At 62.5% G+C, this 25,917-nt stretch carries 23 protein-coding genes and 1 tRNA gene; 17 read left to right on the top strand and 7 right to left on the bottom strand.

The features are described 5' to 3' along the window. Positions 1 to 70 precede the first annotated feature (70 nt). The 3 genes from ppsA to IG169_RS21095 are packed head-to-tail and all read left to right on the top strand — an operon-like array spanning position 71 to position 4,097. Positions 71 to 2,467: a phosphoenolpyruvate synthase gene (gene ppsA / locus IG169_RS21105; RefSeq protein WP_193178241.1), complete on the top strand. Its 2,397-nt coding sequence runs from the start codon at positions 71 to 73 to the stop codon at positions 2,465 to 2,467. A gap of 11 nt (positions 2,468 to 2,478) precedes the next feature. Then, positions 2,479 to 3,162: a CBS domain-containing protein gene (locus tag IG169_RS21100; RefSeq protein WP_193178240.1), complete on the top strand. Its 684-nt coding sequence runs from the start codon at positions 2,479 to 2,481 to the stop codon at positions 3,160 to 3,162. After that, complete coding sequence (locus IG169_RS21095) at positions 3,162 to 4,097, top strand: 1-phosphofructokinase family hexose kinase (RefSeq protein ID WP_193178239.1); 936 nt, start codon at positions 3,162 to 3,164, stop codon at positions 4,095 to 4,097. Before IG169_RS21100 ends, IG169_RS21095 begins: the two co-directional genes overlap by 1 nt. A gap of 16 nt (positions 4,098 to 4,113) precedes the next feature. Here IG169_RS21095 and IG169_RS21090 read toward each other — a convergent pair whose 3' ends face one another. Beyond that, entirely contained in the window at positions 4,114 to 5,145 is a 1,032-nt protein-coding gene (locus IG169_RS21090) for a glucokinase (RefSeq protein WP_193178238.1), read from the bottom strand. 81 nt (positions 5,146 to 5,226) lie between these two features. Between IG169_RS21090 and IG169_RS21085 the strand changes: the two genes are divergently transcribed. Together IG169_RS21085 and IG169_RS21080 are read left to right on the top strand one after the other, a co-directional pair. After that, a complete protein-coding gene (locus IG169_RS21085; RefSeq protein ID WP_193178237.1) occupies positions 5,227 to 5,889 on the top strand; it encodes a phosphoribosyltransferase in 663 nt (220 codons plus the stop codon). Positions 5,890 to 5,938: 49 nt separating this feature from the next. After that, complete coding sequence (locus IG169_RS21080) at positions 5,939 to 6,376, top strand: L,D-transpeptidase (protein ID WP_193178236.1); 438 nt, start codon at positions 5,939 to 5,941, stop codon at positions 6,374 to 6,376. Here the strand turns inward: IG169_RS21080 and IG169_RS21075 are convergent. Then, positions 6,373 to 7,194, bottom strand: a complete 822-nt coding sequence (locus IG169_RS21075; protein ID WP_193178235.1) for a universal stress protein — start codon at positions 7,192 to 7,194, stop codon at positions 6,373 to 6,375. The two genes, IG169_RS21080 and IG169_RS21075, sit on opposite strands and share 4 nt — an antisense overlap. Positions 7,195 to 7,283: 89 nt before the next feature. Here IG169_RS21075 and IG169_RS21070 point away from each other — a divergent pair, with 89 nt between their 5' ends. Together IG169_RS21070 and IG169_RS21065 are read left to right on the top strand one after the other, a co-directional pair. Beyond that, a complete protein-coding gene (locus IG169_RS21070) occupies positions 7,284 to 8,222 on the top strand; it encodes a Crp/Fnr family transcriptional regulator (RefSeq protein WP_193178234.1) in 939 nt (312 codons plus the stop codon). Positions 8,223 to 8,353: 131 nt separating this feature from the next. Then, positions 8,354 to 9,376, top strand: a complete 1,023-nt coding sequence (locus IG169_RS21065; RefSeq protein ID WP_193178233.1) for a sodium:calcium antiporter — start codon at positions 8,354 to 8,356, stop codon at positions 9,374 to 9,376. Here the strand turns inward: IG169_RS21065 and IG169_RS21060 are convergent, their stop codons facing one another. The 3 genes from IG169_RS21060 to IG169_RS21050 form a co-directional block, all read right to left on the bottom strand. After that, the gene (locus IG169_RS21060; RefSeq protein ID WP_210326131.1) at positions 9,377 to 12,076 is read right to left on the bottom strand and encodes a cation-translocating P-type ATPase; all 2,700 of its coding nucleotides are present in this window, start codon (positions 12,074 to 12,076) and stop codon (positions 9,377 to 9,379) included. A gap of 124 nt (positions 12,077 to 12,200) precedes the next feature. Continuing rightward, positions 12,201 to 13,037, bottom strand: a complete 837-nt coding sequence (locus tag IG169_RS21055; RefSeq protein WP_193178232.1) for a universal stress protein — start codon at positions 13,035 to 13,037, stop codon at positions 12,201 to 12,203. Positions 13,038 to 13,631: 594 nt separating this feature from the next. Next, a tRNA-Ser gene (locus IG169_RS21050) sits at positions 13,632 to 13,721 on the bottom strand. A gap of 132 nt (positions 13,722 to 13,853) precedes the next feature. On the opposite strand from IG169_RS21050, the gene IG169_RS21045 reads away from it, so the two are divergent. The 9 genes from IG169_RS21045 to IG169_RS21005 all read left to right on the top strand — a co-directional run bounded on the left by IG169_RS21045 (position 13,854) and on the right by IG169_RS21005 (position 22,169). Continuing rightward, a complete protein-coding gene (locus IG169_RS21045) occupies positions 13,854 to 14,255 on the top strand; it encodes a hypothetical protein (protein WP_246717490.1) in 402 nt (133 codons plus the stop codon). 197 nt (positions 14,256 to 14,452) lie between these two features. Next, a complete protein-coding gene (locus IG169_RS24275; protein ID WP_281435951.1) occupies positions 14,453 to 15,343 on the top strand; it encodes a septal ring lytic transglycosylase RlpA family protein in 891 nt (296 codons plus the stop codon). Between the two features lie 108 nt (positions 15,344 to 15,451). After that, positions 15,452 to 16,627, top strand: coding sequence for a D-alanyl-D-alanine carboxypeptidase family protein (locus IG169_RS21035; RefSeq protein WP_193178230.1), 1,176 nt, complete (start codon positions 15,452 to 15,454; stop codon positions 16,625 to 16,627). Continuing rightward, positions 16,608 to 17,363, top strand: a complete 756-nt coding sequence (gene tmk / locus IG169_RS21030; RefSeq protein ID WP_193178229.1) for a dTMP kinase — start codon at positions 16,608 to 16,610, stop codon at positions 17,361 to 17,363. The genes IG169_RS21035 and tmk overlap by 20 nt, the downstream gene beginning before the upstream one ends. A 5-nt stretch (positions 17,364 to 17,368) precedes the next feature. Then, positions 17,369 to 18,430, top strand: a complete 1,062-nt coding sequence (locus IG169_RS21025; RefSeq protein ID WP_193178228.1) for a DNA polymerase III subunit delta' — start codon at positions 17,369 to 17,371, stop codon at positions 18,428 to 18,430. A gap of 84 nt (positions 18,431 to 18,514) precedes the next feature. Next, complete coding sequence (metG, locus tag IG169_RS21020; RefSeq protein ID WP_193178227.1) at positions 18,515 to 20,059, top strand: methionine--tRNA ligase; 1,545 nt, start codon at positions 18,515 to 18,517, stop codon at positions 20,057 to 20,059. Between the two features lie 4 nt (positions 20,060 to 20,063). Further along, the gene (locus IG169_RS21015) at positions 20,064 to 20,858 is read left to right on the top strand and encodes a TatD family hydrolase (RefSeq protein WP_193178226.1); all 795 of its coding nucleotides are present in this window, start codon (positions 20,064 to 20,066) and stop codon (positions 20,856 to 20,858) included. Beyond that, positions 20,851 to 21,672, top strand: coding sequence for an MBL fold metallo-hydrolase (locus IG169_RS21010; RefSeq protein ID WP_193178225.1), 822 nt, complete (start codon positions 20,851 to 20,853; stop codon positions 21,670 to 21,672). The genes IG169_RS21015 and IG169_RS21010 overlap by 8 nt, the downstream gene beginning before the upstream one ends. A gap of 2 nt (positions 21,673 to 21,674) precedes the next feature. Then, positions 21,675 to 22,169, top strand: a complete 495-nt coding sequence (locus IG169_RS21005; RefSeq protein ID WP_193178224.1) for a YbaK/EbsC family protein — start codon at positions 21,675 to 21,677, stop codon at positions 22,167 to 22,169. 189 nt (positions 22,170 to 22,358) lie between these two features. On the opposite strand, the gene IG169_RS21000 is transcribed toward IG169_RS21005, so the two are convergent. Next, positions 22,359 to 23,537: a glycosyltransferase gene (locus tag IG169_RS21000; protein WP_193178223.1), complete on the bottom strand. Its 1,179-nt coding sequence runs from the start codon at positions 23,535 to 23,537 to the stop codon at positions 22,359 to 22,361. A gap of 92 nt (positions 23,538 to 23,629) precedes the next feature. Beyond that, entirely contained in the window at positions 23,630 to 24,589 is a 960-nt protein-coding gene (locus IG169_RS20995; RefSeq protein WP_246717489.1) for a GntR family transcriptional regulator, read from the bottom strand. 169 nt (positions 24,590 to 24,758) lie between these two features. On the opposite strand from IG169_RS20995, the gene IG169_RS20990 reads away from it, so the two are divergent. Continuing rightward, entirely contained in the window at positions 24,759 to 25,823 is a 1,065-nt protein-coding gene (locus tag IG169_RS20990) for a polyamine ABC transporter substrate-binding protein (protein WP_193178222.1), read from the top strand. The last annotated feature ends 94 nt before the right edge of the window (positions 25,824 to 25,917 follow it).

Genomic DNA, 25,917 nt, shown 5'->3' with positions numbered 1-25,917 from the left:
GTCAATGCAGTATTGGTGACGCAATGATTGTGTAGGCGCCATTGTCTCGAAAACAGGGAAGCACGCAGCGATGACCAATTCCGAAACCGTGATCTGGCTTGAAGATGCGAGCCGCAAGGATGTCCCGCTGGTGGGTGGCAAGAATGCCTCGCTCGGTGAAATGCTCAACCAGCTCGGATCGAAGGGGATCGCCGTTCCAGCCGGCTTCGCGACGACATCGGAGGCTTACTGGCGCTTTCTTGACGCCAACGACCTCAAGCCCGTGATCGCCTCCGCCATGCAGGACTATGCCGACGGCCACGCGTCGCTGGCTGAAACCGGCGCGGACATCCGCAAGAAGATCCTGCGCGGCAAATTCCCGGCCGAACTCTCCGCGGAAATCGCCGAGTTCTACAGGAACCTGTCAAAGCGTTGCGGACGCGATGCCGTCGACGTCGCGGTGCGATCGAGCGCGACCGCCGAGGACCTGCCGGACGCTAGTTTCGCCGGTCAGCAGGAGACCTATCTCAACATCAAGGGTGAGCGCGAGTTGCTCGACGCCTGCCGGCGTTGCTATGCCTCGCTCTTCACCGACCGCGCGATCAGCTATCGCCAGGTCAAGGGCTTCGATCACCTGAAGGTCGCCCTGTCGATCGGCGTTCAGCAGATGGTGCGCTCCGACAAGGGCGGGTCAGGCGTGATGTTTTCCATCGATACGGAGACCGGCTTCGACAAGGTCGTTGTCATCAATGCCGCTTGGGGCCTCGGAGAGAATGTCGTCCAGGGCGCGGTCGATCCGGACGAATTCGTGATCTTTAAGCCGCTGCTGAAGGATACCTCTCTGAAGCCCATCGTCGAAAAGCTGCTCGGCGCGAAGTCGATCAAGATGATCTACACGAACGAGGTAGAGAAGACGAAAAACGTGCCGACGTCGAAGAAGGAGCGCGCCGCCTTCGTGCTCGACGACGAAGAGATTCTGACGCTTGCGCGTTGGGCGGTCATCATCGAAGAGCATTACGGCTGCCCGATGGACATGGAATGGGCCAAGGACGGCGAGACGGGTGAACTGTCGATCGTCCAGGCGCGGCCGGAAACGGTGCAGGCGCGCCGCGACCTGTCGTCTTTCAAGTCGTACACGATTAAGTCCAAGGGTGATGTCCTGACCAAGGGGCTCTCCATCGGTGACTCGGTCATCGCCGGCCGCGTCTGCCTGATCGAAAGCCCGCACGACATCGAATCCTTCATCGACGGTTCGATCCTCGTAACGGGCACGACCGACCCGGACTGGGTGCCGATCATGAAACGCGCCGCTGGCATCATCACCGACCATGGCGGCCGCACGTCACATGCCGCTATCGTCAGCCGCGAACTGGGTCTGCCCGCGATCGTCGGCACAGGTGACGCGACGCATGTGCTGCACAGCGAGCAGGAGGTCACATTGTCCTGCGCCGAGGGCGACGAGGGCTTCGTCTATGAGGGCGTCGCCGAGTACACCGAAAAGACCGAGTCGCTCGGCGATATTCCGGCGACCGACACCCAGGTCATGCTCAATATGGCCAATCCGTCGGCTGCGTTTCGCTGGTGGCAGATCCCGTCCGACGGTGTCGGGCTGGCGCGCATGGAATTCGTCATCAACAACCAGATCCAGGTCCATCCGATGGCCCTGATCCATTTCGATCAGGTCAGGGATGAAGAGGCGCGTGCCAGGATCGAGGAACTGACCCACGACTATGCCGACAAGTCGGAATATTTCGTCGACAAGCTCGCGCGCGGATTGGCGCGCATTGCGGCGACCGTCCATCCGAAACCGGTCATCGTGCGCATGAGCGACTTCAAGACCAACGAATATGCCGGTCTTCTCGGCGGCGCCGGTTTCGAGCCGAAGGAAGAAAATCCGATGATCGGCTTCCGCGGCGCGTCGCGTTATTATTCGCCGGCCTATCGCGAAGGCTTCGCGCTGGAGTGCCAGGCGATGGCGCGGCTGCGCAACGAGTTGGGCTTCAAGAACGTCACCATGATGATCCCGTTCTGCCGCTCCGTGCACGAGGCCGACAAGGTTCTGGAAGTCATGGCCGAAAACGGCCTGAAGCGGGGCGAAGACGGGCTGCTCGTCTATGTGATGTGCGAGATCCCGTCGAACGTCATCCTGGCGAAGCAGTTCGCGGAGCGTTTCGACGGTTTCTCCATCGGCTCCAACGACCTGACCCAGCTGACGCTGGGCGTCGACCGCGATTCCGATACGCTGGCCGGCCTGTTCGACGAGCAGGACGATGCCGTCAAGTGGATGATTTCCAACGTCATCCGCGAAGCGCATGCCGCCGGCGCCAAGGTCGGTCTGTGCGGCCAGGCGCCGAGCGACCATCCCGAATTCGCCGAATTCCTCGTCGAATGCGGAATTGACTCCATGTCGGTCACGCCGGACAGCTTCATTGCGGTGAAGAGGAAGGTCGCCGAAGCCGAGGCGGCGCGCAAAAGCAGCGCCGCCTGAGCGGAGGCGTCATGAACGCTCAGGATGTGATGACGGTCGACGTCGTCTCGGTCGGGCCGGGACACGGCATCCGTCATGCGATCGAGTTGATGCTCGCCAACAATGTGAGCGGACTGCCGGTTATGGACGACGGCGGCAAGCTGGTCGGCATTCTCACCGAGGGTGACCTGCTGCGTCACGCGGAACTCGGCGGCGGACATCCGCTGACGGGCGAGGCGGCTGAAACCGCGCATGATTACGCCAGGGCCGCAAGCTGGATGGTATCGGACGTCATGTCCGTGCGTCCGGTGACCGTCGACGAACACACGCCTGTCACGCGGATCGCCTATCTGATGCAGAAATACGGCATCAAGCGCGTGCCGGTGATGCGCGGCGATCGCGTGGTCGGCCTGGTGAGTCGCGCGGACCTGATGCTTGCCATCCTCGAGGCCGCGCCCGACGATGCGGGACGGAGCGATGATGCAATCCGCCGCGCGATCGAGACGCGCATTCGCGTTGCGACGGGCCTTGCGCCGGACGCGATCCGGGTTACGGTCAGGGACCGTCAGGTGACGCTTGAGGGAACCGTCGAGCATGCCGACCAGCGCGAGGCGGCGCGCGTCGCCGCCATAAGCCTGGCAAATGTGCGCAGCGTCGCCAACGAGATCGTCGTCAAGGCGCGTGCAGAAGCGGAAACGAAAACGGATCGGGACTGATGGAACGCATTCTGGCAATCGCGCTCAATCCGGCCATCGACGTCAGTTGCGACGCCGAACATGTGCGCCCGACTCTGAAAACGCGCACCCAGAACCAGAAGCACTATGCAGGCGGTGGGGGCGCGAATGTCGCCCGGGTGATTGCCGAACTCGGCGGCAGGGTCGAATTGGTCTATCTGTCCGGTGGCATTACCGGCCCGCTCTATGACGGGCTCCTCGCACAATACGATATCGGCCGCCACCGTATCGGGATGGCCGGGTCGAACCGCATCGCGCTGATGGTCCACGAACTCGACACCAATTTCGAGTACCGGTTCGTGCCGGAAGGCCCGTCGGTCGATCCAAAGGAAATCGAGCCAGTTCACGATTTCATCGAGAACTACGACGGCGACTATATCGTCGCCAGCGGAAGCCTGCCGCTCGGCGCGCCGGTCGATACCTATAGCCGCATGGCCGACGCCGCGAAGAGGAAGGGCATCCGCTTCGTCCTCGACTCATCGGGCGATGCGCTCCGCCACACGATGGACCACGGCGGCGTTTTCCTTCTCAAGCCGAGCATGAGCGAACTGGAAAAGCTCGTCGGTCAGCGGCTCGACGAACGCCATGCCTGCGCCGCCGCCTCGGAACTCGTCAAAAAGGGCGCGGCGGAAAATATCGCTGTCTCGATGGGCAAGTCCGGCGCGATCCTCGTCAACGCGGACGGCGTGGTGCGCATGCGTTCGGTGCATGTGCGCGAAGCCTCGGCGGTCGGCGCCGGCGACAGTTTCGTCGGCGCCATGGTGTGGTGGCTAGAGCAGGGCAACTCGATGCACGAGGCGTTTCGCTTCGGGATCGCCGCTGGCTCCGCCGCAGTCATGACGCCCGGCACCGTGCTGTGCCGGCGTGACGACGTCTTCGCGCTCTACGAAAACGGCGTCACGACCGCGCACGGTTAACTCGCGGCGCCGCCGCTCAGACCATGGATTCCATCGGGAAGCGTTCGGACACCGCCAGTGCAGCGCCGCGCAGGCCTGCATCGTTGGCCATGATGGCGTAGACCGGAACGGATGCCAGGTAGTCCGACTTGGCGCCCTTGTCGGTGTAGGCTTTGCGGAACAGTTCGCTGTCCAGAACCTTGGCGATTTTCGGCGTAATTCCCCGGCCGAGATAGACGCCGCCCCGCGCGCCATAAAGCAACGCGAGGTCGCCGGCGACACGGGCGAGGATGGACGCGAAGCAATCGAGCGTGGCGCGTGCCAGCGGGTCGTCGTCCTCAAATGCGAGGTTGATAATATCGGTTCCCGAAACCTTGAGCGGAGACAAACCCTCCATTCCACACAGAACCGCATGAATCGCCTCGATGCCGTGTCCCGTGAGGACCGACTGCAATGGCGCGTAGCCGTGCTCATCAGCCACACGGGACAGTATCGCCATTTCGCGCTCGTTTGACGCTGTAAAGGCGGTGTGACCGGCGAGGCCCGCAACGGGAATTCGTTTCCCCGAAACGTCGATCAGAACGGCGGCGCCGAATTCGCCGCCTGTTCCGAGCAAGGCCATTGGGGCGCCTTCGACGGCGTGGCCGCCGCTGATCTGGCGGCGATCATGAGCGTTCAGATAGGGCAGGCAGAGCGCGAGCGCTTCGAAGTTGTTGACGAAGTGGATCCTGTCCGCGCCGCATGCGGCCTGCACCTCGGCCGCGGAAAAAGACCAGGTGGAGTTCTCGATCCCCATGCGGTCACCGGTGAGCGGATCGGCGATCGAGAAGCCGGCGATGTCGGGATTTGTCGGCACCGATTCCAGATAGTGTGTTACGGCCTCCGGCAAGGACGGGAACATCTTCGTCTCGAACACGGCAAAATGCGCCACCGATAACTCGTCGATGTCGCAAATCGCGAAACGCGCATGGGTGCCGCCGATATCGCCGATAAGCGCGGTCCGCTTGCTAACAGTCATCAGGCCCGATCCCTTTTCTTTCCTGTCGTCGAAGGCGGCAATGTGCACCATCACCGTCTTTCATCGCTTGATCGCCGTCAATGCAACCAGTGCTTTGCCGTTGGAGCATGTTCTAATCGAAAGGTATCGATAATGCGATTCCAGAACAGGCGCGAAGCCGGCCGGCAACTTCTGGCGAGACTCCCGGAGGTCGAGAAGGACAATTCGGTCGTCATTGCTCTTCCGCGCGGCGGCGTTCCGGTCGCCGACGAGATCGCCGAAGGTCTCGGCATTCCCCTCGACGTGATTCTCGTCCGCAAGGTCGGCGCGCCGATGCAGCCGGAGCTTGCCGTCGCCGCGGTCACGGACGGCGAAGAGATGCAGGTGACGGTCAACGAGGATATCAGGGCCGAACTCGGCCTGACCGACGCCGACGTGGAGGAACTGGCCCGCAAGCAGTTGCCGGAAATCGAACGCCGCCGCGAGGCCTACTATGGGGGCCGCAAGCCGACGCCGCTTGCCGGCAAGACCGTCATTGTCGTCGATGACGGCGTGGCCACCGGAGCGACGGCCAATTCCGCGTTGCGCCTGATCCGCAAGCAAAAGCCTGCACGGCTGATCCTCGCCTTGCCGGTTGCGCCGGCGGACGCGATCCGCCGGCTGGAACAGCATGCCGATGAGGTGGTCTGCCTGTCGACACCGGCCCCGTTCTTCGCTGTTGGGGCGCATTATGTTGACTTTTCGCAAGTCGAGGACGCGGAAGTGATTGAAATCCTTCGTCAAAGCCACAAAGCGGATGGCCGCGGCGACGCCTGACCGGATTTTCATAAACGCCATATTCACGCAATTGCGCCAGGATCGCGCCATGCGAGTACCGCGTTTCCTGATATTTCCCGTATTCGTCCTTGCGCTACTGGCGCAAGGCCAACCGGCGGCATTGGCTGCCCGGCTGATCGTGTCCATCGACCTGTCCGATCAGGTGATGGTCGTCAGCCGCGGCGGCCGCCCGCTTTACGACTGGCCGGTTTCGACCGCCCGCCGGGGCTATCGAACGCCGGTCGGCACATTTCATCCCTACCGGCTTGAGCGTGTCTGGTACTCGACGAAATATGACTATGCCCCGATGCCGTATTCCGTCTTCTTTCTTGGCGGTTACGCCATCCACGGCACGACGGATATCGCCCATCTGGGCCGGCCGGTCTCGCATGGATGCATCCGGCTGCATCCGGACAATGCGAGGAAATTGTTCAGTCTGATCCGCACCATCGGCATGAAGGCCACGGCCATCGTCATAAACCGCTAGCCGATCATCAGGCGGTTCAGGTCCTGTTGCATGAGGAGGGTGCGCGTAAATCCACCGAAGATCCGCTCGCGCATTCGGCTGTGGCCATAGGCGCCAGTGACGACCAGGTCGGCCTGTTCGGCCCGCACGGTCTCGACGAAATTTTCCGGACCGTTCTTGCCAGCCATGAACTTGCCGTCGGCGTCGATCCCGTGCCGCATCAGGAACCGGACGACGTCGTTCAGCCCTTCTTCGGCGCCGCCGTTCTTTTCTTCCCCGACCGATAGAACCAGGATGCGTTTCGACAATTGCAGGAAGGGGAGCGCGAAAGCCACCGCCCGGCGTGCTTCCGGCGTGTCCTTCCAGCCGATGACCGCGCAATGCGGATGCCGGAAGACCGCGCCTTCGGCGACGAACAGAACCGGCCGGCCTGAATCGCAGACAAGATCGCCCGGATCGACGGCGCGATAGATGTCGCCGGGTATCGCGCCATGGGGGGTGCCGGAAATGACCAGATCGGCGGCCCGCGCATTCGCCGTCAGGGCCCGGGTCGGCAAGTCTTCCGACTGCCGCCAGGCCGAATTCGGCCCGTCACCGGCAGTAGCGAAGAACTCGGCCTTCAAGTCGTCGAACCGTTTCCGGTTCCGGATGACCGCCTCCTCGCGATAGGTGTCGTCGGTCTCGACACCCATTTCCGTGATGTGAACGGGACGAACCGCCGTTGCCGCGAAACCGATCAGCAAGGCGTCGAGATCGCCGGCCATGTCGGTTGCATATTGCAGTCGCGCATTCGATATCCCGTCGAATTCCATGTGGACGAGGATGCTGTTGAAGGACATTTGTACTTCCTTGCCAGGCAGGCCTGCCTCTGCACCGGATTTCTCGCAGTTGTCGCCGACAATAATCGGTGCTGCCGGATGCGGCGGCATTGACGGCGATCAATCCTCGCGCCGGTCTGCCAAATTGGAAAAATTTTGCGCCAAATCCTTCCTGTACGAAGAGAATGCAGGCCAATCATGAATTTGACATCCTTGGCGGAGAATGGTGTCCTGCCTCAAAACAGCACTCGGGATCACGCCGGCGCAATATGAACCACATCGTGTTTTCGCCAACTTCATGCTGGAAATGCGAAGATTGCGCCGTCAGTAATCGGTCCATTTGCCGCGCCGCCTCGCAGGAGGCCATGCAGGAACTCGGACGCCTTTCCCATCTTCGCGAATTTCGAAAGGGACAGGTGATCGTTGCCCAGGGCGATGATGCCACGATCGTCGGCAATGTGGTGACCGGTGTCGTCAAGCTGACCAAGATGTCGGTGTCGGGTCAGCAACAGATCGTCGGTTTGCTGTTCCCGTCGGATTTCTTCGGCCGTGCCTTCAGCGACAACTCGCGCTTCTCGTACGAGGCCGCGACCGATGTGAGCCTGTGTTGCATCGATCGTCAGGCCTTCGAGAGTTTTCTCCTGCGGTTTCCGGAGGTTAAGCACGAACTGCTGTTGACCGTTCTCGACGAACTTGATGCGACCCGAGAATGGGCAGCCATGACATCTGCCCACACTACCATGGAGCGCATTGCCGTTTTCCTTTTTATCCTGTCCAAACGGTCGGCCGGCAGTTATTGCGAAAACGGCACGAAGTCGGAAAGGACGGTTATCGCCCTTCCGGTCGGGCGGCGCGACATCGCCGCCTATCTGGGCACGACGCCGGAAACCCTGAGCCGCAATATCCAGACCCTTGTCCGCAAGCACGTGATCCGGCCGCTTGACGCGAACAGTTTCGAACTGCTCGACTCGGCGGGGCTGGTGGATCATACCAGCGAATCGAGAGACGATCTCGAAGCCATGTTGGGGGTAGCCCCGAGGATCCGGTAGTTTCACGCCGTTATCGTGTTGACGGTTTCGACCGGCCGATTGGCATCAAGCGGGTCCGTGTTACAACCATCCCGCTTCCGGGATCCGAGGGTTCGATTGTGCAGGGGCTGATACCTCAAACGCCGTTACCGTTGACATTGGCGCTGTTTGCGCTTGCGGCGGCGGGCGTTTGGTTCAGCGGCGGCAGGCTGGTCGCCTATGCCGACGAGATCGCCGACCGGATGCGGATCGGTCGCGCGATGATGGGTCTGGTCTTTCTCGCCACCGCGACATCCTTGCCCGAGATCGTGACGACGGCGCTTGCCGCCGGCGGCGGTGATGCCCACCTCGCGCTCGGTAATCTCCTCGGCGGCGTAACGTTGCAATTCGCGATCCTGGCGCTCGCCGACGGCTTTGCCCGCGGCGCCGCGATCACGTCCTATCCACGCAAGACGACGACCGTCCTGGAAGGGGTCGCGCTGGCCTTTCTTCTGGCGCTTCTCCTGGCCGTTTTGCTGATCGGGGAAACCTTTACGGTTCTCAATGTCGGCATCGGCGCGACGCTGCTCGGCATATGTTATTTAGCCACCTTCGGACTGCTGCGCAGCCACGACGAAAACGACCCGTGGACGCCGGTTCATGTGCCGGAATCGGGCGAGGCGGCGGATGAGGAAAGTCCCTTCGTCAGCAGTTTTCCCGATCTCGGGGCAGGGGCGCTCAATCTCCGTTTCGCGCTCCTGACCGCTGCCATCCTCGTTTCCGGCGCATTGTCCGTGCTGATGTCGGAGCGCATCGCGGAGCAGACCGGGCTCGGAACCGGCCTGGTTGGCGTGACGCTGCTCGCGGCGGTGACATCGTTGCCGGAATTGAGCACAACCGTCGCCGCCGTGCGCATTCGCGCCTATACGATGGCCATTTCCAACATTTTCGGCAGCAACCTCTTGATGCTGGCGCTGGTCTGGCCGGCCGACATCCTCTACCGCAAGGGCCCGATCCTGGCCGAATTCAACCCGGTGCTCGACCTGGCGCTCGTATCCGGCCTGATCGTCACCATTATCTACATCGCCGGATTGCTGGTGCGCAGCCGCCGGAGCATCTGGGGTTTCGGGCACGATTCGATCGCCGTTCTGGGCGTGTTCGCGTTTACGCTGGTGCTCTATTGGGTGCGCCGGTAGCTACCAGCCGTTGCGGCGCAGCCGCATCAGAGCTGCGGCGATTTCGCGGATGACGACGGGCACTAGGCTGAGACCCATCACCGCAAGCCAGATCTTCCCGGGAAGCGGCGCCAGGCTTAGCGCATCGGCGAGCGTCGGCTGCAGGTTGGCGACGGCGAGGATGGCGATGCAAAGCGCGATCGCGAGCCAGACATAGTGGTTTCGGGTCACTTGGCTTGCCAGCAGCTTTTCGCGCCAGTTGCGCATGTTGAAGACATGCCAGAGCTGCGCCAGTGCGAGCGTGTGGAAACACATCGTGGTGACCTCGTCGCCCTCCAGCCGGAAATAGTACAGCGCCAGCACCAGGGTCATCAGCGTCACGGCGGCGATGCCGCTGCCGTGCAGGATGATCGCGATCCATTGCGGCCGGGCCAGGATCGGTTCGGAGGGCGGTCTCGGCGGCCGCGCCAGCACGTTGCGGTCCGCGTCGATGGTGCCGAGCGCGAAGGCCGGAAACACGTCGGTGACGAGGTTCAGGAAAAGGATCTGCAACGGCTGCAGCGGCAGGGGCAACCCGCTCAGCACGGCAAGGCCGACGATCAGGATCTCGCTGAGATTGCACGACAGGAGATAGGTCGTGAAACGGCGGATATTCGTGTAGATCAGCCGCCCCTCGCGCACCGCGTGGATGATCGTGGAAAAGGCGTCGTCGCGCAGCACGAGGTCTGCCGCTTCGCGGGCGACCTGGGTTCCCCGCAGCCCCATCGCGATCCCGATATCGGCCTTGCGCAACGCCGGCGCGTCGTTGACCCCGTCGCCGGTCATGGCGACGACCTCGCCCGCTTCCTGGTGCAGCCGGATCAGGGACAGCTTCTGCTCCGGATCGACGCGGGCGAAGATCCGGGTTGAACGCGCCTCGATCTTGTCTTCCGCCGTCATCTCTTCGTAGGGCTTGAGATCGCGGCCTTCGACGGCCTTCTGCTGCGTTGACGAGAGCCCGACCGCCTCGGAGATATGCTGCGCGGTCGCCGCGTGGTCGCCGGTGACCATGACGACGGAAATCCCGGCCCGCTTTGCATCCGCGATTGCGCCCGAGATGTCGGAGCGCGGAGGGTCCTGGAAACCGATCACGCCGTAAAGCGTCAGGCCGTCATAGACCGGGTCGTCGCGTCCGGGCATCTCCTTGCCGGCGATCGCCAGAAGGCGAAGGCCTTGCAGGGCGAGAACCTCGCAAACCGTCGACCAGTGCCGCCGTTGCTCGCGGTCGAAGGGCAATGTACCGGAACCGTTGGCGACAACGCTTATGCAGTCCAGCACGGCTTCGGGAGCGCCTTTCACCGCGACGAGAAAGCGATCGTCATGCGAATGCACGGTCGCCATCATTCTTGTGTGGGTGTCGAAGGCGTGTTCGGCGACTTCCGGGTAGTCGCGCAGGAGATCGCCGCGCTGCATGCCGCCCGCCGACGCAAGCTCGAGAAGCGCGACCTCCATCGGATCTCCCGCGGCGGCTGCGCCGTTGAGGCCGAGCGAGGCGTTGTTGCACAGGGCCGCGGCGCGCAGGAGCAACCCGGTATCCTGCGTCTCAACAGGCTGGAACGGGCGTCCGTCAAGAATGAACGCACCGGCCTCTCGCTCGAAAGTCATCTCGCCGGTCGCCGTCACGACCCTGTCGGCATGCATCCGGTTCTCTGTCAGCGTTCCCGTCTTGTCGGTGAGGATGACCGTCGTCGCCCCGAGCGTTTCGACCGCCGAGAGGCGCTCGATCAGGGCATTGTGCTTCGCCATCCGCAGCATGCCGCGCGCCAGCGCCAGCGTCGCGACGATCGGCAGGCCTTCGGGAATCGCAGCCACCGCGAGCGCGACGGCGGACTCGACCATCAGCGTGATGTCCTGGCCGGCGACCACGCCGGCGACGCCGACCAGCGCCGCTATGGCCAGCGTCAGCCAGATCAGGTGGCGGCTCAACCGGTCAAGCTGGCGTTCGAGCGGCGAGCGTTCCGGCGTGGCCTCCTCGACCAGTTGCGTGATCCTGCCGAGTTCCGTGTTCATACCCGTGCCGGTCACGACCGCTTCGCCGGTGCCGCCGGTGATCGGACAGCCCTTGAACAGCATCGGCGTGCGGTCCGCGAGCACGGTATCGGGATCCACCGGCGCCAGTGATTTTGCGACCGGCAGCGATTCGCCGGTCAGCGCGGATTCGTCCACCGACAGATTGGCGGAACTGATCAGTCGCATGTCCGCGGCCACGACGTCGCCGGCATCGATGACGACGATATCGCCCGGCACCAGCTTTTCCGCCGATATCGTGATGATCGTGCCGTCGCGCCGGACCAGCGCCGAACGGCTCGTCAGTTCGCGGAGCGCCTCCATCGAGCGCACCGCCTGGATCTCGGTGATGAAGCCGATCGCTGCGTTGATCGCGAGTACCGCGGCGATCGCGAAGAACTCCACCGTTTCGCCAAAGACGAGCGCAAGAGCCGCTGCGCCGACCAACAGGAATACGATCGGGCTCTTGAACTGGTTGACGAGGACACCGAAAATGCTTGCCCGCTCGCGCCGGCGAAGGGCGTTCGGGCCGTATACAGCAAGGCGCCGGGCCGCTTCGTCGCTGGTCAGGCCATGCGCGCCGTCGACGGCGAGGGCGCTCAGCAGCGCATCAGGCTGCATGGCAAAGGGATCGGGCGGAGCGGTGAGCGCCTTTCCGGTTTCGTCGCGGCTCATGTCATCGACCTGGTTTGAATCCGATTGCTATGCGCTTGGTTCCGACCATTCGCACTAACGCAGAAATATGGCGCCGGTTGCCGAATTTCATGGCCACCGGCACCTGTTATATCGGTTCGCTGGGTCAGTGCGACATCAGCACCGGGAACCTGTCATTGGCCAGCAGGTCGCGGGTCGCGCCGCCGAACAGGAATTCGCGCAGCCGGGAATGTCCGTAGGCGCCGGCCACGATCAGGTCGGCGGCGACGTCGCTCCCGTGCTGCAGCAGCGTCTCCGAAATACTCTTGCCGGCAGATGCGAGCACATCGACGGTGACATTGACGCCGTGGCGGGCGAGATAGGTCGCGATATCGGCGCCCGGCTCTTCGCCCTGATCGAATTCGCCGCCTTCCGGATCGACCATCGCGACATGTACGGTTTCGGCGGCAATCAGGAGATCGAGGGCGGAATACACCGCGCCGGCCACCTCATGTGACGAATTCCAGCCGATCATGACGCGCTTCGGCTTGAGCGATGGTTTGGTTCCCTTCGGGACGACAAGGAACGGACGCGCGCTCTGGTAGCAGAGCCCTTCCAGCGTCTTCTTCGACAGTTGCTGGTTCGAATCGGCCGCTTCGTAAACAAGCCCGAGATCGGTGTAGCGTGCGCGCATGCCAACGATTTCGGCGATCTGTCCCTCCTCGCAGAAATAGGGCGCAACATCGCCGGAAACGCCGGCCTGCTTGAGGATGGCCTCGATGGCGTTGGCCTTTTCGGCTGCCGCGGCGCGCCCTTTTTCACGTTCTTCCGACCAGATTTCCGCCGGTACGGCCCCGTAGGCCGTCGTACTTGCGGGAAGCGCGATACCGATCACGGTGACGGCAAGATGGCATCCGAATTCCTGGCAAAGCGAAATCGCTTCGCCCAGCCCATCGGTCGATTGTTCGCTGCTGACGACGGTCAGAAGAGTCTTCGGGAACATGGTGTCCGGCCTTTCTTGCCCTTGTGCGCCCGGTGTTGCCGGGCTTGTAAAACTCGCTCCGGATCGCGTCCGGCGGAATCTCATCTTCTGCGCAGCGGCCCGCCCTTTGCAATACGCTGTTTCATGAAACGAAACCTGTTATTTGCCCGTATCATGGCGGCGCCCGCGACGCTGGGGCAAGGTGGCAGAGCCGCATGGCGGCTGCTTTGACGTCAATCAATGGCGGTTACCTTCTACCGCGATGCGACACGGGCTGTAACTGCCTGATCTTCGGACCTTGACGGCTGTCGGGACCGCGATTTTCTGGCGAGTGGTCATGCGCGAACAATCAAACCGGACCACTCGAGCGGCGCTGATCAAGCAGGCGAACCCTGAATTCAATGACGCTTGCTGAGGATGCAGGGCTGCCGATCACATTTTATGGCAGCGACAGGGAGGAGATTTCCATGGTCAGCGACTATCGCGCCGTTGAGCATTCCGGTGTGGTTGATTCAATTCGCAAGTGGCGGGATGCAAAGAAGGGGGAGCAAATAGGGGGCGACTTTTCGGCATCCCAGGAAAGAATAATAAAGTCAGTACCTTATGTCCAATCGGTGGCGGAGAGGGTGGGATTCGAACCCACGGTACGGTCTCCCGCACGCCGGTTTTCAAGACCGGTGCCTTAAACCGCTCGGCCACCTCTCCGGAAGCCGCGTCTTCGCATGAAACCGCAAATTCGCGCAACACCGAAAACAGTCGGCCGTTATTTGTTCCGTGATTTCGCCAATCCGTTCCGCCTCCTGTCGCGTAGCAATCCCAAATCGACGGAGGGACGGCATGATTTTCTCGGCAAGATCGCTCGCCACCGCAATCGCGGCAGGGGCGGCCATCACGATGGCTACGGCCGCCTCGGCGGACTGGCTGCAAAACGACCAGGCGGTCCGGTCGCTGGTCGCCGGCAAGCGTGTCTATCTCTCGGTGCCGCTCGGCGGGGAATTTCCGCTGCATTATCGGCGCAGCGGCGAGGTCACCGGCGACGGCAGTGGTCTTGGCCTCGGCAGATATTTCGCGCCGAAGGAAACGGGCGAATGGTGGGTCGATGGCGGCAAGCTCTGTCAGCGTTTTCCGACCTGGTACAAGTCGCAGGTGAACTGCTTCCGCCTGCGGCCGGTCAGCGAGACGCGCCTGCAATGGCGTCGAGACGACGGTTATAGCGGCCGCGCGCGGATCGAGCCGTAAATTCTGCAAACATGGCGCGCAATTAACGGAAACATAAGCAGCTGCCACATATCGTGTGACCGTCATGCCTTCACGGGATTGGCCAAAAGCCCGTTTTTGTGTAACTCGTTGCCGCCATGCGTTCCCGACAGCTATCCACGCCACCTGCCACCTTTGCCGCTTTCGCGGCGATTTCCCTGTTTGTATCGGGGTGTTCCATGACCACGCCGAAGCTCGGCCTCGGTTCAGAAGACGGCTATTATCTGGCGAACGGCAAGACGTCGGGACCGGAATTCTTCTCTGCCCGGACGTTCGGCGTCGAGGCGAGCCCGCGCGTCGCGAAAGGCCCGCGCTTGCCGCGCGGCGGCGGCCGCGAACAGATCGGCAAGCCCTATACGGTCGCCGGCAAGACCTATTATCCGACGGCCAACCCGAAAAAGGTCCAGGTCGGACGCGCATCCTGGTATGGCGCGGCCTTTCACGGCCGGCTGACCGCCAATGGTGAAGTCTACGACATGAACCACCTGACGGCGGCTCACAAGACGATGCCGCTGCCGAGCTATGCGCGCGTCACAAATCTGGAAAACGGCCGCTCGCTGATCGTTCGCGTCAACGATCGCGGACCGTTCGCCGACGACCGCGTGATCGATCTGTCGAAGCGTGCCGCCGAACTGCTCGATTACACCCATGGCGGCACCGCAAAGGTGAAGGTCGAATATGCGGGCAGGGCCCCGCTGGACGGCCATGACGATGCTTTCCTGATGGCGTCGGTGCGCGGCGTGCCCGGTTATCCGTCGCCGGATCGTTTCGGCCAGCCCGCGACCGGCGTGATGATCGCGATGAATGGCCCGACGCCGACGAACGTGCCAAGCCCGGTCCGCGGCTTGCTGGCAAGCGCCGATACCATTCCGCCGCAAACGGCGACGGTCGCGTCCACCGGGTCCAGGCCGCCCCAGGTCGTCATTCCCCAAGATATCCCGTTGCCGGGCGAACGTCCGGATATTTCGACCGATGGTGTCGCGATTTCCGCCTACGCGTCGATGCGCGTTGCCAGCGCCTTCGTGATGACCTCCCTCGGCCAAACGGCGTCCGGCTGGAAGTCGCGCTGAGCGGGCCGGGGTTCTTCCGGAAATAAACCTCAATTGTCTTCGCGGCGTTGCTTAACCGATGCCGGATTTGCTATCCCGGTATAAAGCTTCGTTTTTCCGGAAAGTTCCATGGACGCTCGAGTTTCGCGTTTTTCCGTTCCCCGCCTTGCGCTGGCGCTGATCCTGGTCATGTGCTGGGCCGCGCCGGCGGCGGCGCAATTGTTCGAGACGCGGGCCAAAGAAGCGATCCTCGTCGATTCGGATACCGGGACCGTGCTTTTTTCCAAGAACCCCGACAAGCCGGTGCCGCCGGCGTCGCTTGCCAAGCTGATGACGATGGAAGTCGTCTTCAACGCACTGAAAAACGGCCGGCTGACGATGGATGACGAATTCCTGGTCAGCGAGAACGCCTGGCGCAAGGGCGGGGCGGTCTCCGGCGGGTCAACCATGTTCGCCGAGCTCAACTCGTCGATCCGGCTGGAGGATCTGATCAAGGGCGTGATCGTCCAGTCCGCCAATGACGGCTGCATCGTCATTGCCGAGGGAATGGCCGGTTCGGAAGAGAACTTCGCCCGAGTAATGACCGCGCGCGCGCGCAAGATCGGTCTCGAACATTCCGTCTTCCGCAATTCGACCGGCCTGCCGGATCCCGACCAGAAGGTGACGATGCGCGATCTCGCCAAGCTCGCCCGTTACATCCAGCACGAATATCCGGTATATTACAAATTCTACTCGCTGCGCGAATTCACCTGGAACAAGATCCTGCAGCGCAACCGCAATCCGCTGCTCGCCATGGATATCGGCGCGGACGGCATGAAGACCGGCTACACCGAAGAATCGGGCTATGCCATCGTCGGGTCCGTGAAACGCGACGGACGTCGCCTGATCGCCGCGATGAGCGGTCTTCCCGACGAGCGGTCGCGCGGTGAGGAGGCCCGCAAGCTCCTCGACTGGGGCATTCGCGCCTTCGAGCCCTACGAAATCTTCAAGAAAAACGAGATCATCGGCAATGTCCGCCTCTATGGCGGCGCACAGATGACGGTGCCGGTGACGGTCAAGGACGATCTGGAAATCCTGCTGCCGATTACCGACCGCGACCGGATGAAGGCGCGCGTCGTCTATACCGGCCCGGTTCCGGCGCCGGTGCATGCCGGAGACAAGATCGCGTCGCTCAAGATCTGGATCGGAGACGATCTTTCCCAGGAAACGCCGCTTTACGCGGCGCAAAGCGTCGGTATCGGCCCCATCCATCGCAGGGCGTTCGACGCATTGACGGAGCTGTTGCTTGGCTGGATCCCGCGCTGATGCCGCGCCTCCGGCCGCCGCGCCGAGGCGAGGGCTCTTCATCACCTTCGAGGGCGGTGACGGGGCCGGAAAGTCGACGCAAATCAAGCGGTTGGCCGAAAAACTCGGCGGCGAAGGCTTCGCCGTCACCGTCTCGCGCGAACCGGGTGGAACGCCCGGCGCGGAAGCGGTGCGTCACGTCGTGCTCGACACCAGCGCGGCCGAACCCTTCGGTCCCTATCTGGAAGCGATGCTGTTCGCGGCGGCCCGCAACGACCATGTCGAACAGAAGATCCGTCCGGCCCTGCAGCAGGGCCGGATCGTGCTCGTCGACCGGTTCATGGACTCGACCCGCGTCTATCAGGGCGCGAGCGAAAACCTCGATCCCGCCTTCGTCGAGGCGCTCGAGCGGGTTGCGATCGCCGGCGTCGTGCCGGATCTGACGATCATTCTCGACCTGGCGCCGGAAGAGGGCCTGAAGCGCGCGCATGCGCGCCGCGATCCGTCGGCCCAGGTGGACCGCTATGAAAAGGAAGATATCTCCGCGCATGAACTGCGCCGCGCGGCCTTCCTGAAGATCGCCGAAAACGAGCCGGAAAGATGCCGCGTGGTGGACGCGTCCGGCGAACCGGAAGATGTCGCCAAACGCGTCTGGGATACGGTCGCCGCTGTGATAGGAACGGCAGAGCTCGATAAGACGGACGAGTCTCCTCGGGCTGTCGATCCGAAGGGACGACTCCTCGGAATGAAGGAATAGGCGGCATGACCGCGATTGATGTGCCGGAAACGCACGACGCTCTGGAAGGCATAACACCGCCGCAACTCAGCGTCTCCGTGCAGGGACATTCCGGCGAACTGGAATTTCTCGCTGAATCGATCGCGCACGACAAGCTGCATCACGCGCTAATTTTCGAGGGCGAGCGCGGCATCGGCAAGGCGACGATAGCGTTTCATATTGCAAACAGATTGCTCGACAGCCGCCGAGCCATAACCGATACGGCATTGCCCGCGCCCGACCCGCAATCCTCGGTTTTTCGACAGATCGCGCAGGGCGCCCACCCCGGACTCCTCTACCTCTCGCGGCCGCGAAACGATCAGGGAACCGGTTTCAAGACGGCGATCACCGTCGACGAGATCCGCCGCCTGCAGCGCTTCTTCGCGATGACGGCCGCCGGGGCGGACAGCTATCGCGTCGTCGTCATCGACCCGGTCAACGATCTCAACCGCAACGCTGCCAACGCGCTGCTGAAACTTCTCGAGGAACCGCCGGCGCGGTCGGTCTTCATTCTGATCGCGCACGGGACGGGCGGCCTTCTGCCGACGATCCGGTCGCGTTGCCAGATCCTCAAATTCGCGCCCCTGTCCGATGCGGATATCCGGCATATCGTTCGCGGTCAGCTCGGTGCCGATTTCGACGAAACGACGCTCGATCGTATCGCCGCGCTCGGCGGCGGCAGCGCGCGCCGCGCCCTCGTCTTCGCGCAGTTCGGCGGGCTGGACCTGATGGAAGCGCTCGAGGCTTTCCTGAAATCGCCGCGCCCGGATGTGGCGCAGGCGCACAAGCTCGCCGAGATCGCCGGCGCCCGCAAGAACGAGGTCCACCGCGACATCCTGCGCGAGCTGGTCCTGGACCGGCTGCGCAACGAGGCGACGATGGCGGCGCGGCGCGGCAATTTGCGCGCCGCCGAAAGGATCGCGATCGCCGACATGGCGATCCAGGATCACATGCGCCTTTCCGATGCGTTCAATCTGGACCGCAAGCAGGACTTTCTGTCGATGCTATCGGATGTTCACGACCTTATTTCAGCCGTTCGCGCCGGCTGATTTTTCAACGCCTTCGCCTTTTCTTTTCCGGATGAAATCGGATAGAGCAGGGCACCTCGCCACTCTCATTTCACTTGAGCACACATGTCCGCCAAAGAACGTTTCTACATCACGACGCCGATCTTCTACCCCAACGGGGTTCCCCATATCGGCCACGCCTACACCGCGATCGCGACCGACGTGCTGGCCCGCTTCGCCCGCTGCGACGGCAAGGACGTCTTCTTCCTGACCGGGACCGACGAGCACGGCCAGAAAATGCAGCAGACCGCGGAAAAGGAAGGCATCGCGCCGATCGAGCTGGCCGACAGGAACTCGGCCGTTTTCCGCCGCATGGTCGAGGCGCTCGGCTGCTCCAACGACGATTTCATTCGCACCACCGAGGAACGCCACAAGACATCCGTCCAGGAACTGTGGCGGCGGATGGAAGCCAATGGCGATATCTATCTCGGCAAATATGGCGGCTGGTATTCGGTGCGCCAGGAAGCCTATTTCGACGAGAGCGAAACGACGCTCGGCGAAGACGGCGTGCGCCGCGAACCGCTCGGTTCGCCGGTCGAGTGGGTCGAGGAAGAAAGCTACTATTTCCGCCTGTCCGCCTATGGCGACAAGCTGCTGGAGCTTTACGAAAAGAATCCCGATTTCGTCCTGCCGGCCGAACGCCGCAACGAGGTCGCGAGCTTCGTCAAGGGCGGTCTGAAGGACCTGTCAATTTCGCGCACCACCTTCGACTGGGGCGTTCCGGTTCCCGGCAACGACAGCCATGTCATGTATGTCTGGGTCGACGCGCTGACCAACTACCTGACCGCCGCCGGCTTTCCGGACGAAAACGCTGATCGCTGGGGCTACTGGCCGGCCATGCACATCATCGGCAAGGACATCGTTCGCTTCCACGCGGTCTACTGGCCGGCCTTCCTGATGAGTGCGGGCGTGGAGCTGCCGAAGCGCGTCTTCGCGCACGGTTTCCTGTTCAACAAGGGCGAGAAGATGTCGAAGTCGGTCGGCAATGTTGTCGATCCCTTCGCGCTGATCGACGCCTACGGGCTCGACCAGGTGCGTTACTTCTTCATGCGCGAGGTGCCGTTCGGCAATGACGGCTCCTACAGCCACGAGGCCATCGTCAACCGCATCAATGCCGACCTCGCCAACGGCCTTGGCAACCTGGCGCAGCGCTCGCTGTCGATGATCGCCAAGCATTGCGAGGGCAAGGTACCCGAGCATGGTGCGTTCACGGCCGAAGACGAGACGCTGCTCGCGACGGGCGCCCCGGCGCTCGCCGCCGCGCGCGATGCCATGGACAGGCAGGCTATCCACAAGGCGATCGAGGCCACCTTCGACATCGTCGCCGCCGCCGACCGCTATATCGACGCCCAGGCCCCATGGGCCCTGCGCAAGACCGATCCGGACCGCATGAAGACGGTGCTCTATGTCGTTGCCGAGACCGTGCGCCGCATCGCGATCCTCGCCCGGCCCTACATGCCGGAGGCGACCGGCAAGCTGCTCGATCTCGTCGCGGCGCCGGCCGATGCGCGCGATTTCGCCAGCCTCGACAAGATGCTGGTGCCGGGCACGGAGTTGCCCGCGCCGTCGGGCGTCTTCCCGCGTTATGTGGAAAAGGAAGCAGAGTCATAGGCTTATGACAGTTCTTGTCGACAGTCACTGCCATCTGGATTTTCCGGATTTCGCCGAGGAGCGCGACGCGATCGTCCAGCGCGCCCGCGACAACGGCATCGTGCGCATGGTCACCATCTCCACACGGGTGAAGAAGTTCGACGGCATCCGCGCTATTGCCGACTCCTATGAGGACGTGTTCTGCTCCGTCGGCACGCATCCGCATCAGGCCGATCAGGAACTCGACGTCACCGCCGACGATCTCGTGCGCCTGGCGGAGGGCGACAAGGTCGTGGCGATCGGCGAGGCCGGCCTCGATTATTTCTACGACAAGGCGCCGCGCGAAGCGCAGGCCGAAGGCTTTCGCCGCCATATCGAGGCGGCGCGACGCACCGGCCTGCCGCTGGTCATCCATGCCCGTGACGCCGATGACGACATGGCCGCGATCCTGACCGGGGAAACCGAAGGGAAGGGGGCCTTCCCCTTCATTTTGCACTGCTTCTCGTCGGGCCGCGCATTGGCCGAGACCGGCATCGCGCTCGGCGGTTACGTTTCCTTTTCCGGCATCCTGACCTTCAAGAATTCGCAAGCCATCCGCGACATCGCGAAAGACCTGCCGGCAGACCGGTTGCTGGTCGAAACCGATGCGCCTTATCTCGCGCCGCCGCCATACCGGGGAAAACGCAACGAGCCGGCCTATGTGGTCAACACGGCGCAGGTTCTCGCCGATACGCGCGGCGTCACGCTCGACGAGATCGCCGCGACGACGACGGAAAACTTCTACCGCCTGTTTGCGAAGGTGCCGCGCCACGATGCCTGACGCCGGTAATGCCATCATGCGCTACACGGTGCTTGGCTGCGGCTCGTCGCCGGGCACGCCGCGGCTGAACGGCGACTGGGGCAATTGCGATCCGCACAATCCGAGGAACCGCCGCCTGCGCGCCTCGCTGCTCGCCGAACGCATCCTTCCGTCGGGCGAAAAGACCTGCGTCGTCATCGACACCGGGCCCGATTTCCGCCAGCAGATGCTCGCCGCCCAGGTCCGCCAGATGGACGGCGTCGTCTACACCCATCCCCATGCCGACCACATTCACGGCATCGACGATCTGCGCACCTTCGTCTTGTGGCAGAAACGTCTCATGGACGTCTGGGCCGACGACGACACCTATGCAAGGCTGGTCGAGGGCTTCGGCTATTGCTTCGAGACGCCGCCGGGCAGTTCCTATCCGCCGATCCTGAAACGGCATCCCATTGACCATCAGGTTCCGTTTCCGGTCACGGGACCGGCGGGTCCGATCGTCTTCGAACCGCTATTGCAGCGTCACGGCTCGATCCACTCGCTCGGCTTTCGCATCGGGGATTTTGCCTATTGCTCCGACGTCAGTTCCTATCCCGACGAAACGCTCGAGCGCATGCAGGGTCTCGACGTGCTGATCGTCGACGCGCTGCAATACCGCCGCCACCCGAGCCATATGTCGCTGGAGGAGGCGCTCGAGGTCATCGACGTGCTGAAGCCTAGGCGGACATATCTGACGCACATGCACATTCCGATGGATTACGAGACGGTGAAACGCGAAACACCCGATCATGTCGAACCGGCCCATGACGGTCTGGTCATCGAACTGGGAGCCTGAGAATGTCTGGAGCCATCGTTCCGAAACCGGGATCGAGCATGGAGCGCGTCGCGCATGACGCCGAGCGTCTGGGCCTCGAAATCGAACTCCGGATTATGGAACAATCGACAAGGACCGCCGAAGACGCGGCAGCGGCCTGCGGCTGTGAAGTCGGCCAGATCGTCAAGTCGCTGGTCTTCGAGGACGCATCCACGGGCGCCTTGGTTCTGCTGCTTGTCTCCGGAAACCACAACGCCGATCTCGACTATATTTCAAGCGAGTACGGACTGAAGCTAAAGCGCTGTGACGGCCGCCGCGTGCGCGACGAGACCGGTTTCGCCATCGGCGGCGTCGCACCGGTCGGCCACAAGGCGCCGATCGCCACATATCTCGATGAAAGCCTGCTGGACTATGACACGGTCTGGGCGGCGGCCGGACGGCCGGACAGCGTGTTCAGCGTCGACCCGAAGGCTCTGGCCGACGCCATATCGCCCAGGATCGTCTCGGTCCGTTCCTGATATCAGTTCCAGATAATGCGGTTTCGGCACTGTTGCTAAAACTCTTTCGGGCGGTATCGCCCGCCAGACAACGCATCTGGCCGGCGATATTCATGCCGGCGTCGTGTTGCATCAGCTATGCAGCTTCGATTGTTACAACCAAGGGCCTGCAAATCGGTATTGCGATTTGTGACAGAACCTAAGGCGAGATCACTGTCCGAGTGCGCGTAGAATCGAGCTCGCCGCCATCGAAGCCCCGTTTGCTTTCGTCATGTGCCGGGAAATCCGCAGCATCCGCTCTCGTAGACTTTTATCATGCAGCAATGTGAGCATCGCATCGCATAGCTGCTCTGGTGTCCATGTGTCGCGCTGCATGTGGATCCCGGTGCCGGTTTGCGCCGCCCGCAAGCCATTGTCGTGCCCGTCCCAGCAATAGGGCATGATCAGCGACGGCACGCCGTAATAGAGCGCTTCGCAAAAACTGTTGTTTCCGCCGTGGTGGATGAAGAGGTCGGCCTGGGCGACGATGGAGGGCTGCGGAAACCAGCTGCCCAGATACACATTGTCGGGCACTTTCTGATAGCTTTCGATAAAGCCTCCAACGTTGACGAAGAAACGCGCGGGGAAAGTGGCGAAAACCTCGATCATGCGACCGATGAGCTCGGTGTCGATGGCCCCGAGGCTGCCGAAACTGAGATAGATAATCGGCTCGTCATTGACCGGCAGGGGCGGCGGGTCGAACTGCGCTTCCTCGCGCACGCAACCTTCGAGAAACACGAACAGATCCTCGGGCAGCGGGTGCTGGCGCTGATACCGGACCGCCTCCGGTGCGAGCAGCAGATTGAGATGCGGCGAGGTTTCCAGAAACCGGCCCGGGGGCAGGGCGGCAAGACCGCGACGCCTGCGAAAGGCATTGTAGCGCCGGTGGGCCGGGGCGGTGGCCTCGAGATAGGCTGCCTCGAAGTGCCCGCGTTCCGGGTCATCGGCTGCCATGCCCGACAGGTAGGGCGGCACGGCAGGGTCGGGGATTTCCGTTTCCGCGCAGGAGACCACCCGGGTCCATGGCACGCCGGCATTGGCGATGGCCGGGAACATGATCACGTTGTCCAGCACGAAGGCATCGGGCCTGATCCGCTTGATGAGGGATTCGAGGCCCTTTTCGGCATGGATCGCCGAGTCGACGATGGCATCCCAGGTTGGACGGACATAGGTCTGCAACTGGGTGGTCGGATCCTGGTTGAAATGCTCGAGATGGGCGTTGATGAAGGCTTGCCAGGTTTCTTCCGTGCGTTGGCTGGTTGCCTTCGGCGAAGCCGGCAGTTGGTATTCCTTGAACCCGTACTCGTCAAAGACGCCGGTAAAGCCCTGATGGCAGATGAAGACCGGCATGGCGCCCTGACGCTGCAGCTGCTGGGCAATGCCGACGCAGTTGAGAGCGGATCCGAAACTTGCTTCCGGAAAGAGGGCGATTACGGGTTTGTTCACGCCATTCCCTTCCGTGCGAGTGGCAGCAACCCGCGGTTGACGGCTTGCGGTTTGCGGATCTGCGAGCGACGCAGGTGCAGCACCATCTGGTCGGCCGCCAGCTGGTGCTGCATCCTTTCGAGGCTGTCAAGGATGTCGAGATGCTCTTCCAGCGATTGCCGGAGCCGGAAATCCGGAATGCTGTGATCCTTTTGCGTGGTCAGTCGCAGGCGCTGGTGCGCCAGAAGCGCGCCGCAGACAAAGCGGTTCCCCGAGCTTTCCGCGATCAGGCTGTGAAAGGCGCAATCGAGATGCAGGAACTCGACCGAACTCATGCTTCCGTCGCGGCGCCTGAGAAAATCCTCCATCTGCTGGCGCAGCAAGCCGGCCTTCTGGCTGTCCATATCGAAGCCGGGCGCCGTGATCGCCTGCGGTTCGAGCGCGAGCCGGAAGGAAAGGCTCTCGGCGAGCGCATTGGGCGTGTCGAGCAACGGCTGGAAGGCCCAAGCCCGGCCCGGCAACTGCGCGACGACTCCGTCAATACTCAGTATTTTTAGCGCATTTAGTACAGCAGATCTCGGGACGTTGTAGCGACGGACGAGGGCGCTCACAGACTGCACATCGGTGATGCGCCGCTCGGCCCGATCGGACAGGATGCGTGCGGCGAGCGAGCCCTCCATGTCGTCGAGTCGCGATATGCCGTTGATCCCGATTTCTTCCGGCGAATGATTGAGAAAATAGCCTCCTTCTTCCCGCCTTAGTACAATATCATTTGATTCCAGTAACTTGAGAGCGGATCGTATCGGCGTTCGGGAGACGCCGCAGGCTTCCGATAATGTGGTTTCCGGCAAGTGGTCGCCGCGGTTCATGCCGCGCTCCAGCGCGACCTCTATGATCCGCCGCGCCAGTTTCAAATGGTTCTGCCGCGTATTGCTCCGGGTCCGCATCATCCAATGCCTCCAGGGCAGGCGGCGCAACGCTTCAACTTCGGTATCTGGCGCGCCTGCCGAAAAAAGACTGCAAAAACAAATTGACGTATCTTTTGCGACATTAATACTTGAGTAGAGGCGATCACCAAGAATCGCAAGTCAAAAACAGCCGGGCGTCCGCACCGGCGTCTCAACAATGACCCTGGAGGTGAACTTGATGACCAGACATTCCCCGCGCACCCGTGCCTTCTTGCGCAATGGCGTCTTCGCGGCCGCAATGGTTGCGGCCCTTGGTGCGCCGGCCATGGCAGAGCCGCTGACCATTTCGAACTGGGACGGCTACATGGCCCCCGACGCGATCGAGAAGTTCAATTCGCAGACCGGGAACGAAGCCGAACTTGTCCTGCACGCCACCAATGAAGAGATCATGGGCAAGCTCATCGCCTCCAAGGGCGCGGGCTATGACGTGGTCTTCGTCTCCTCGCCATTCGCCGAGGTGCTGCACAACCTGGGGCTGGCCGAAACGCTCGATCATTCGAAGATCCCCAATCTCGCCAACCTCTACAAGGAGGCGACGGAACTGCCGCACGATCCCGGCAACGCTTTCTCGGTGCCCTACGCCTGGGGCACGACCGGCCTGTGCTACCGCTCCGACCTGGTCAAGGATCCGACGTCGTGGGACGACCTGCTGAAGCCGTCGGAAGACGTGGCCGGCAAGACCACCATGCTCGCCACCGACCGCTGGCTGCTTGCCGCCGGCCAGCTCGATCTGGGCTACTCTGTCAACGAGACCGACCCGGACAAGATGGCCAAGGTCCGCGATCTGCTGATCGAGGCGAAGAAAACCCTGCTCGCCTATGACGACACCACCTTCTACGCCAAGCTGGTGTCGGGCGAAGCCGAACTGGTGCAGGCCTGGGACGGCTGGTGCAACTACGGCATCGGCGAGAACGCAGACATCAAGTATGTCATCCCGAAGGAAGGTTCCGACCTCTGGGTCGATACCATGGTGATCCTCAAGGCCTCCGAACACAAGGATGCGGCCTACGCCTTCGTCAACTACATCCTCGATGCAGCCAACCACCGCTGGGCGGCGGAGAACATTCTCTACAAGGTGCCCAATCAGGCCGCGATGGAAGGTGTCGATCCGTCACTGCTGGAGACCTATCCGAACATGGCCTTCAAGCCCGCGGACATGCTGAAATACGAGCAGCTTCGTGATGTCGGCGACGCGCAGCGCGAATATTCGCGCATCGTGTCCGAAATCAAGGCCGCCAACTGATCTCCCAGCCGATGCTTCCCGGACACCCCATGTCCGGGAAGCGCCTCCTGTCGAATGCCGGCCCGGCCGGCACAGGCTCTCCCCATGACCACTG

The sequence above is a fragment of the Oricola nitratireducens genome (assembly GCF_014904745.1).
GTDB classification, from domain to species: domain Bacteria; phylum Pseudomonadota; class Alphaproteobacteria; order Rhizobiales; family Rhizobiaceae; genus Oricola; species Oricola nitratireducens.
Note: the sequence above shows the minus strand (reverse complement) of the source record. Positions and strands in the feature narration are given on the sequence as shown.

Excerpts from the sequence above, each read along its gene's own strand:
- ppsA (WP_193178241.1), top strand. The coding sequence starts at position 71 with ATGACCAATTCCGAAACCGTGATCTGGCTTGAAGATGCGAGCCGCAAG.
- IG169_RS21100 (WP_193178240.1), top strand. The coding sequence starts at position 2,479 with ATGAACGCTCAGGATGTGATGACGGTCGACGTCGTCTCGGTCGGGCCG.
- IG169_RS21095 (WP_193178239.1), top strand. The coding sequence starts at position 3,162 with ATGGAACGCATTCTGGCAATCGCGCTCAATCCGGCCATCGACGTCAGT.
- IG169_RS21090 (WP_193178238.1), bottom strand. The coding sequence starts at position 5,145 with ATGGTGCACATTGCCGCCTTCGACGACAGGAAAGAAAAGGGATCGGGC.
- IG169_RS21085 (WP_193178237.1), top strand. The coding sequence starts at position 5,227 with ATGCGATTCCAGAACAGGCGCGAAGCCGGCCGGCAACTTCTGGCGAGA.
- IG169_RS21080 (WP_193178236.1), top strand. The coding sequence starts at position 5,939 with ATGCGAGTACCGCGTTTCCTGATATTTCCCGTATTCGTCCTTGCGCTA.
- IG169_RS21075 (WP_193178235.1), bottom strand. The coding sequence starts at position 7,194 with ATGTCCTTCAACAGCATCCTCGTCCACATGGAATTCGACGGGATATCG.
- IG169_RS21060 (WP_210326131.1), bottom strand. The coding sequence starts at position 12,076 with ATGAGCCGCGACGAAACCGGAAAGGCGCTCACCGCTCCGCCCGATCCC.
- IG169_RS21055 (WP_193178232.1), bottom strand. The coding sequence starts at position 13,037 with ATGTTCCCGAAGACTCTTCTGACCGTCGTCAGCAGCGAACAATCGACC.
- IG169_RS21045 (WP_246717490.1), top strand. The coding sequence starts at position 13,854 with ATGATTTTCTCGGCAAGATCGCTCGCCACCGCAATCGCGGCAGGGGCG.
- IG169_RS24275 (WP_281435951.1), top strand. The coding sequence starts at position 14,453 with ATGACCACGCCGAAGCTCGGCCTCGGTTCAGAAGACGGCTATTATCTG.
- IG169_RS21035 (WP_193178230.1), top strand. The coding sequence starts at position 15,452 with ATGGACGCTCGAGTTTCGCGTTTTTCCGTTCCCCGCCTTGCGCTGGCG.
- IG169_RS21025 (WP_193178228.1), top strand. The coding sequence starts at position 17,369 with ATGACCGCGATTGATGTGCCGGAAACGCACGACGCTCTGGAAGGCATA.
- metG (WP_193178227.1), top strand. The coding sequence starts at position 18,515 with ATGTCCGCCAAAGAACGTTTCTACATCACGACGCCGATCTTCTACCCC.
- IG169_RS21015 (WP_193178226.1), top strand. The coding sequence starts at position 20,064 with ATGACAGTTCTTGTCGACAGTCACTGCCATCTGGATTTTCCGGATTTC.
- IG169_RS21010 (WP_193178225.1), top strand. The coding sequence starts at position 20,851 with ATGCCTGACGCCGGTAATGCCATCATGCGCTACACGGTGCTTGGCTGC.
- IG169_RS21005 (WP_193178224.1), top strand. The coding sequence starts at position 21,675 with ATGTCTGGAGCCATCGTTCCGAAACCGGGATCGAGCATGGAGCGCGTC.
- IG169_RS21000 (WP_193178223.1), bottom strand. The coding sequence starts at position 23,537 with ATGCCGGTCTTCATCTGCCATCAGGGCTTTACCGGCGTCTTTGACGAG.
- IG169_RS20990 (WP_193178222.1), top strand. The coding sequence starts at position 24,759 with ATGACCAGACATTCCCCGCGCACCCGTGCCTTCTTGCGCAATGGCGTC.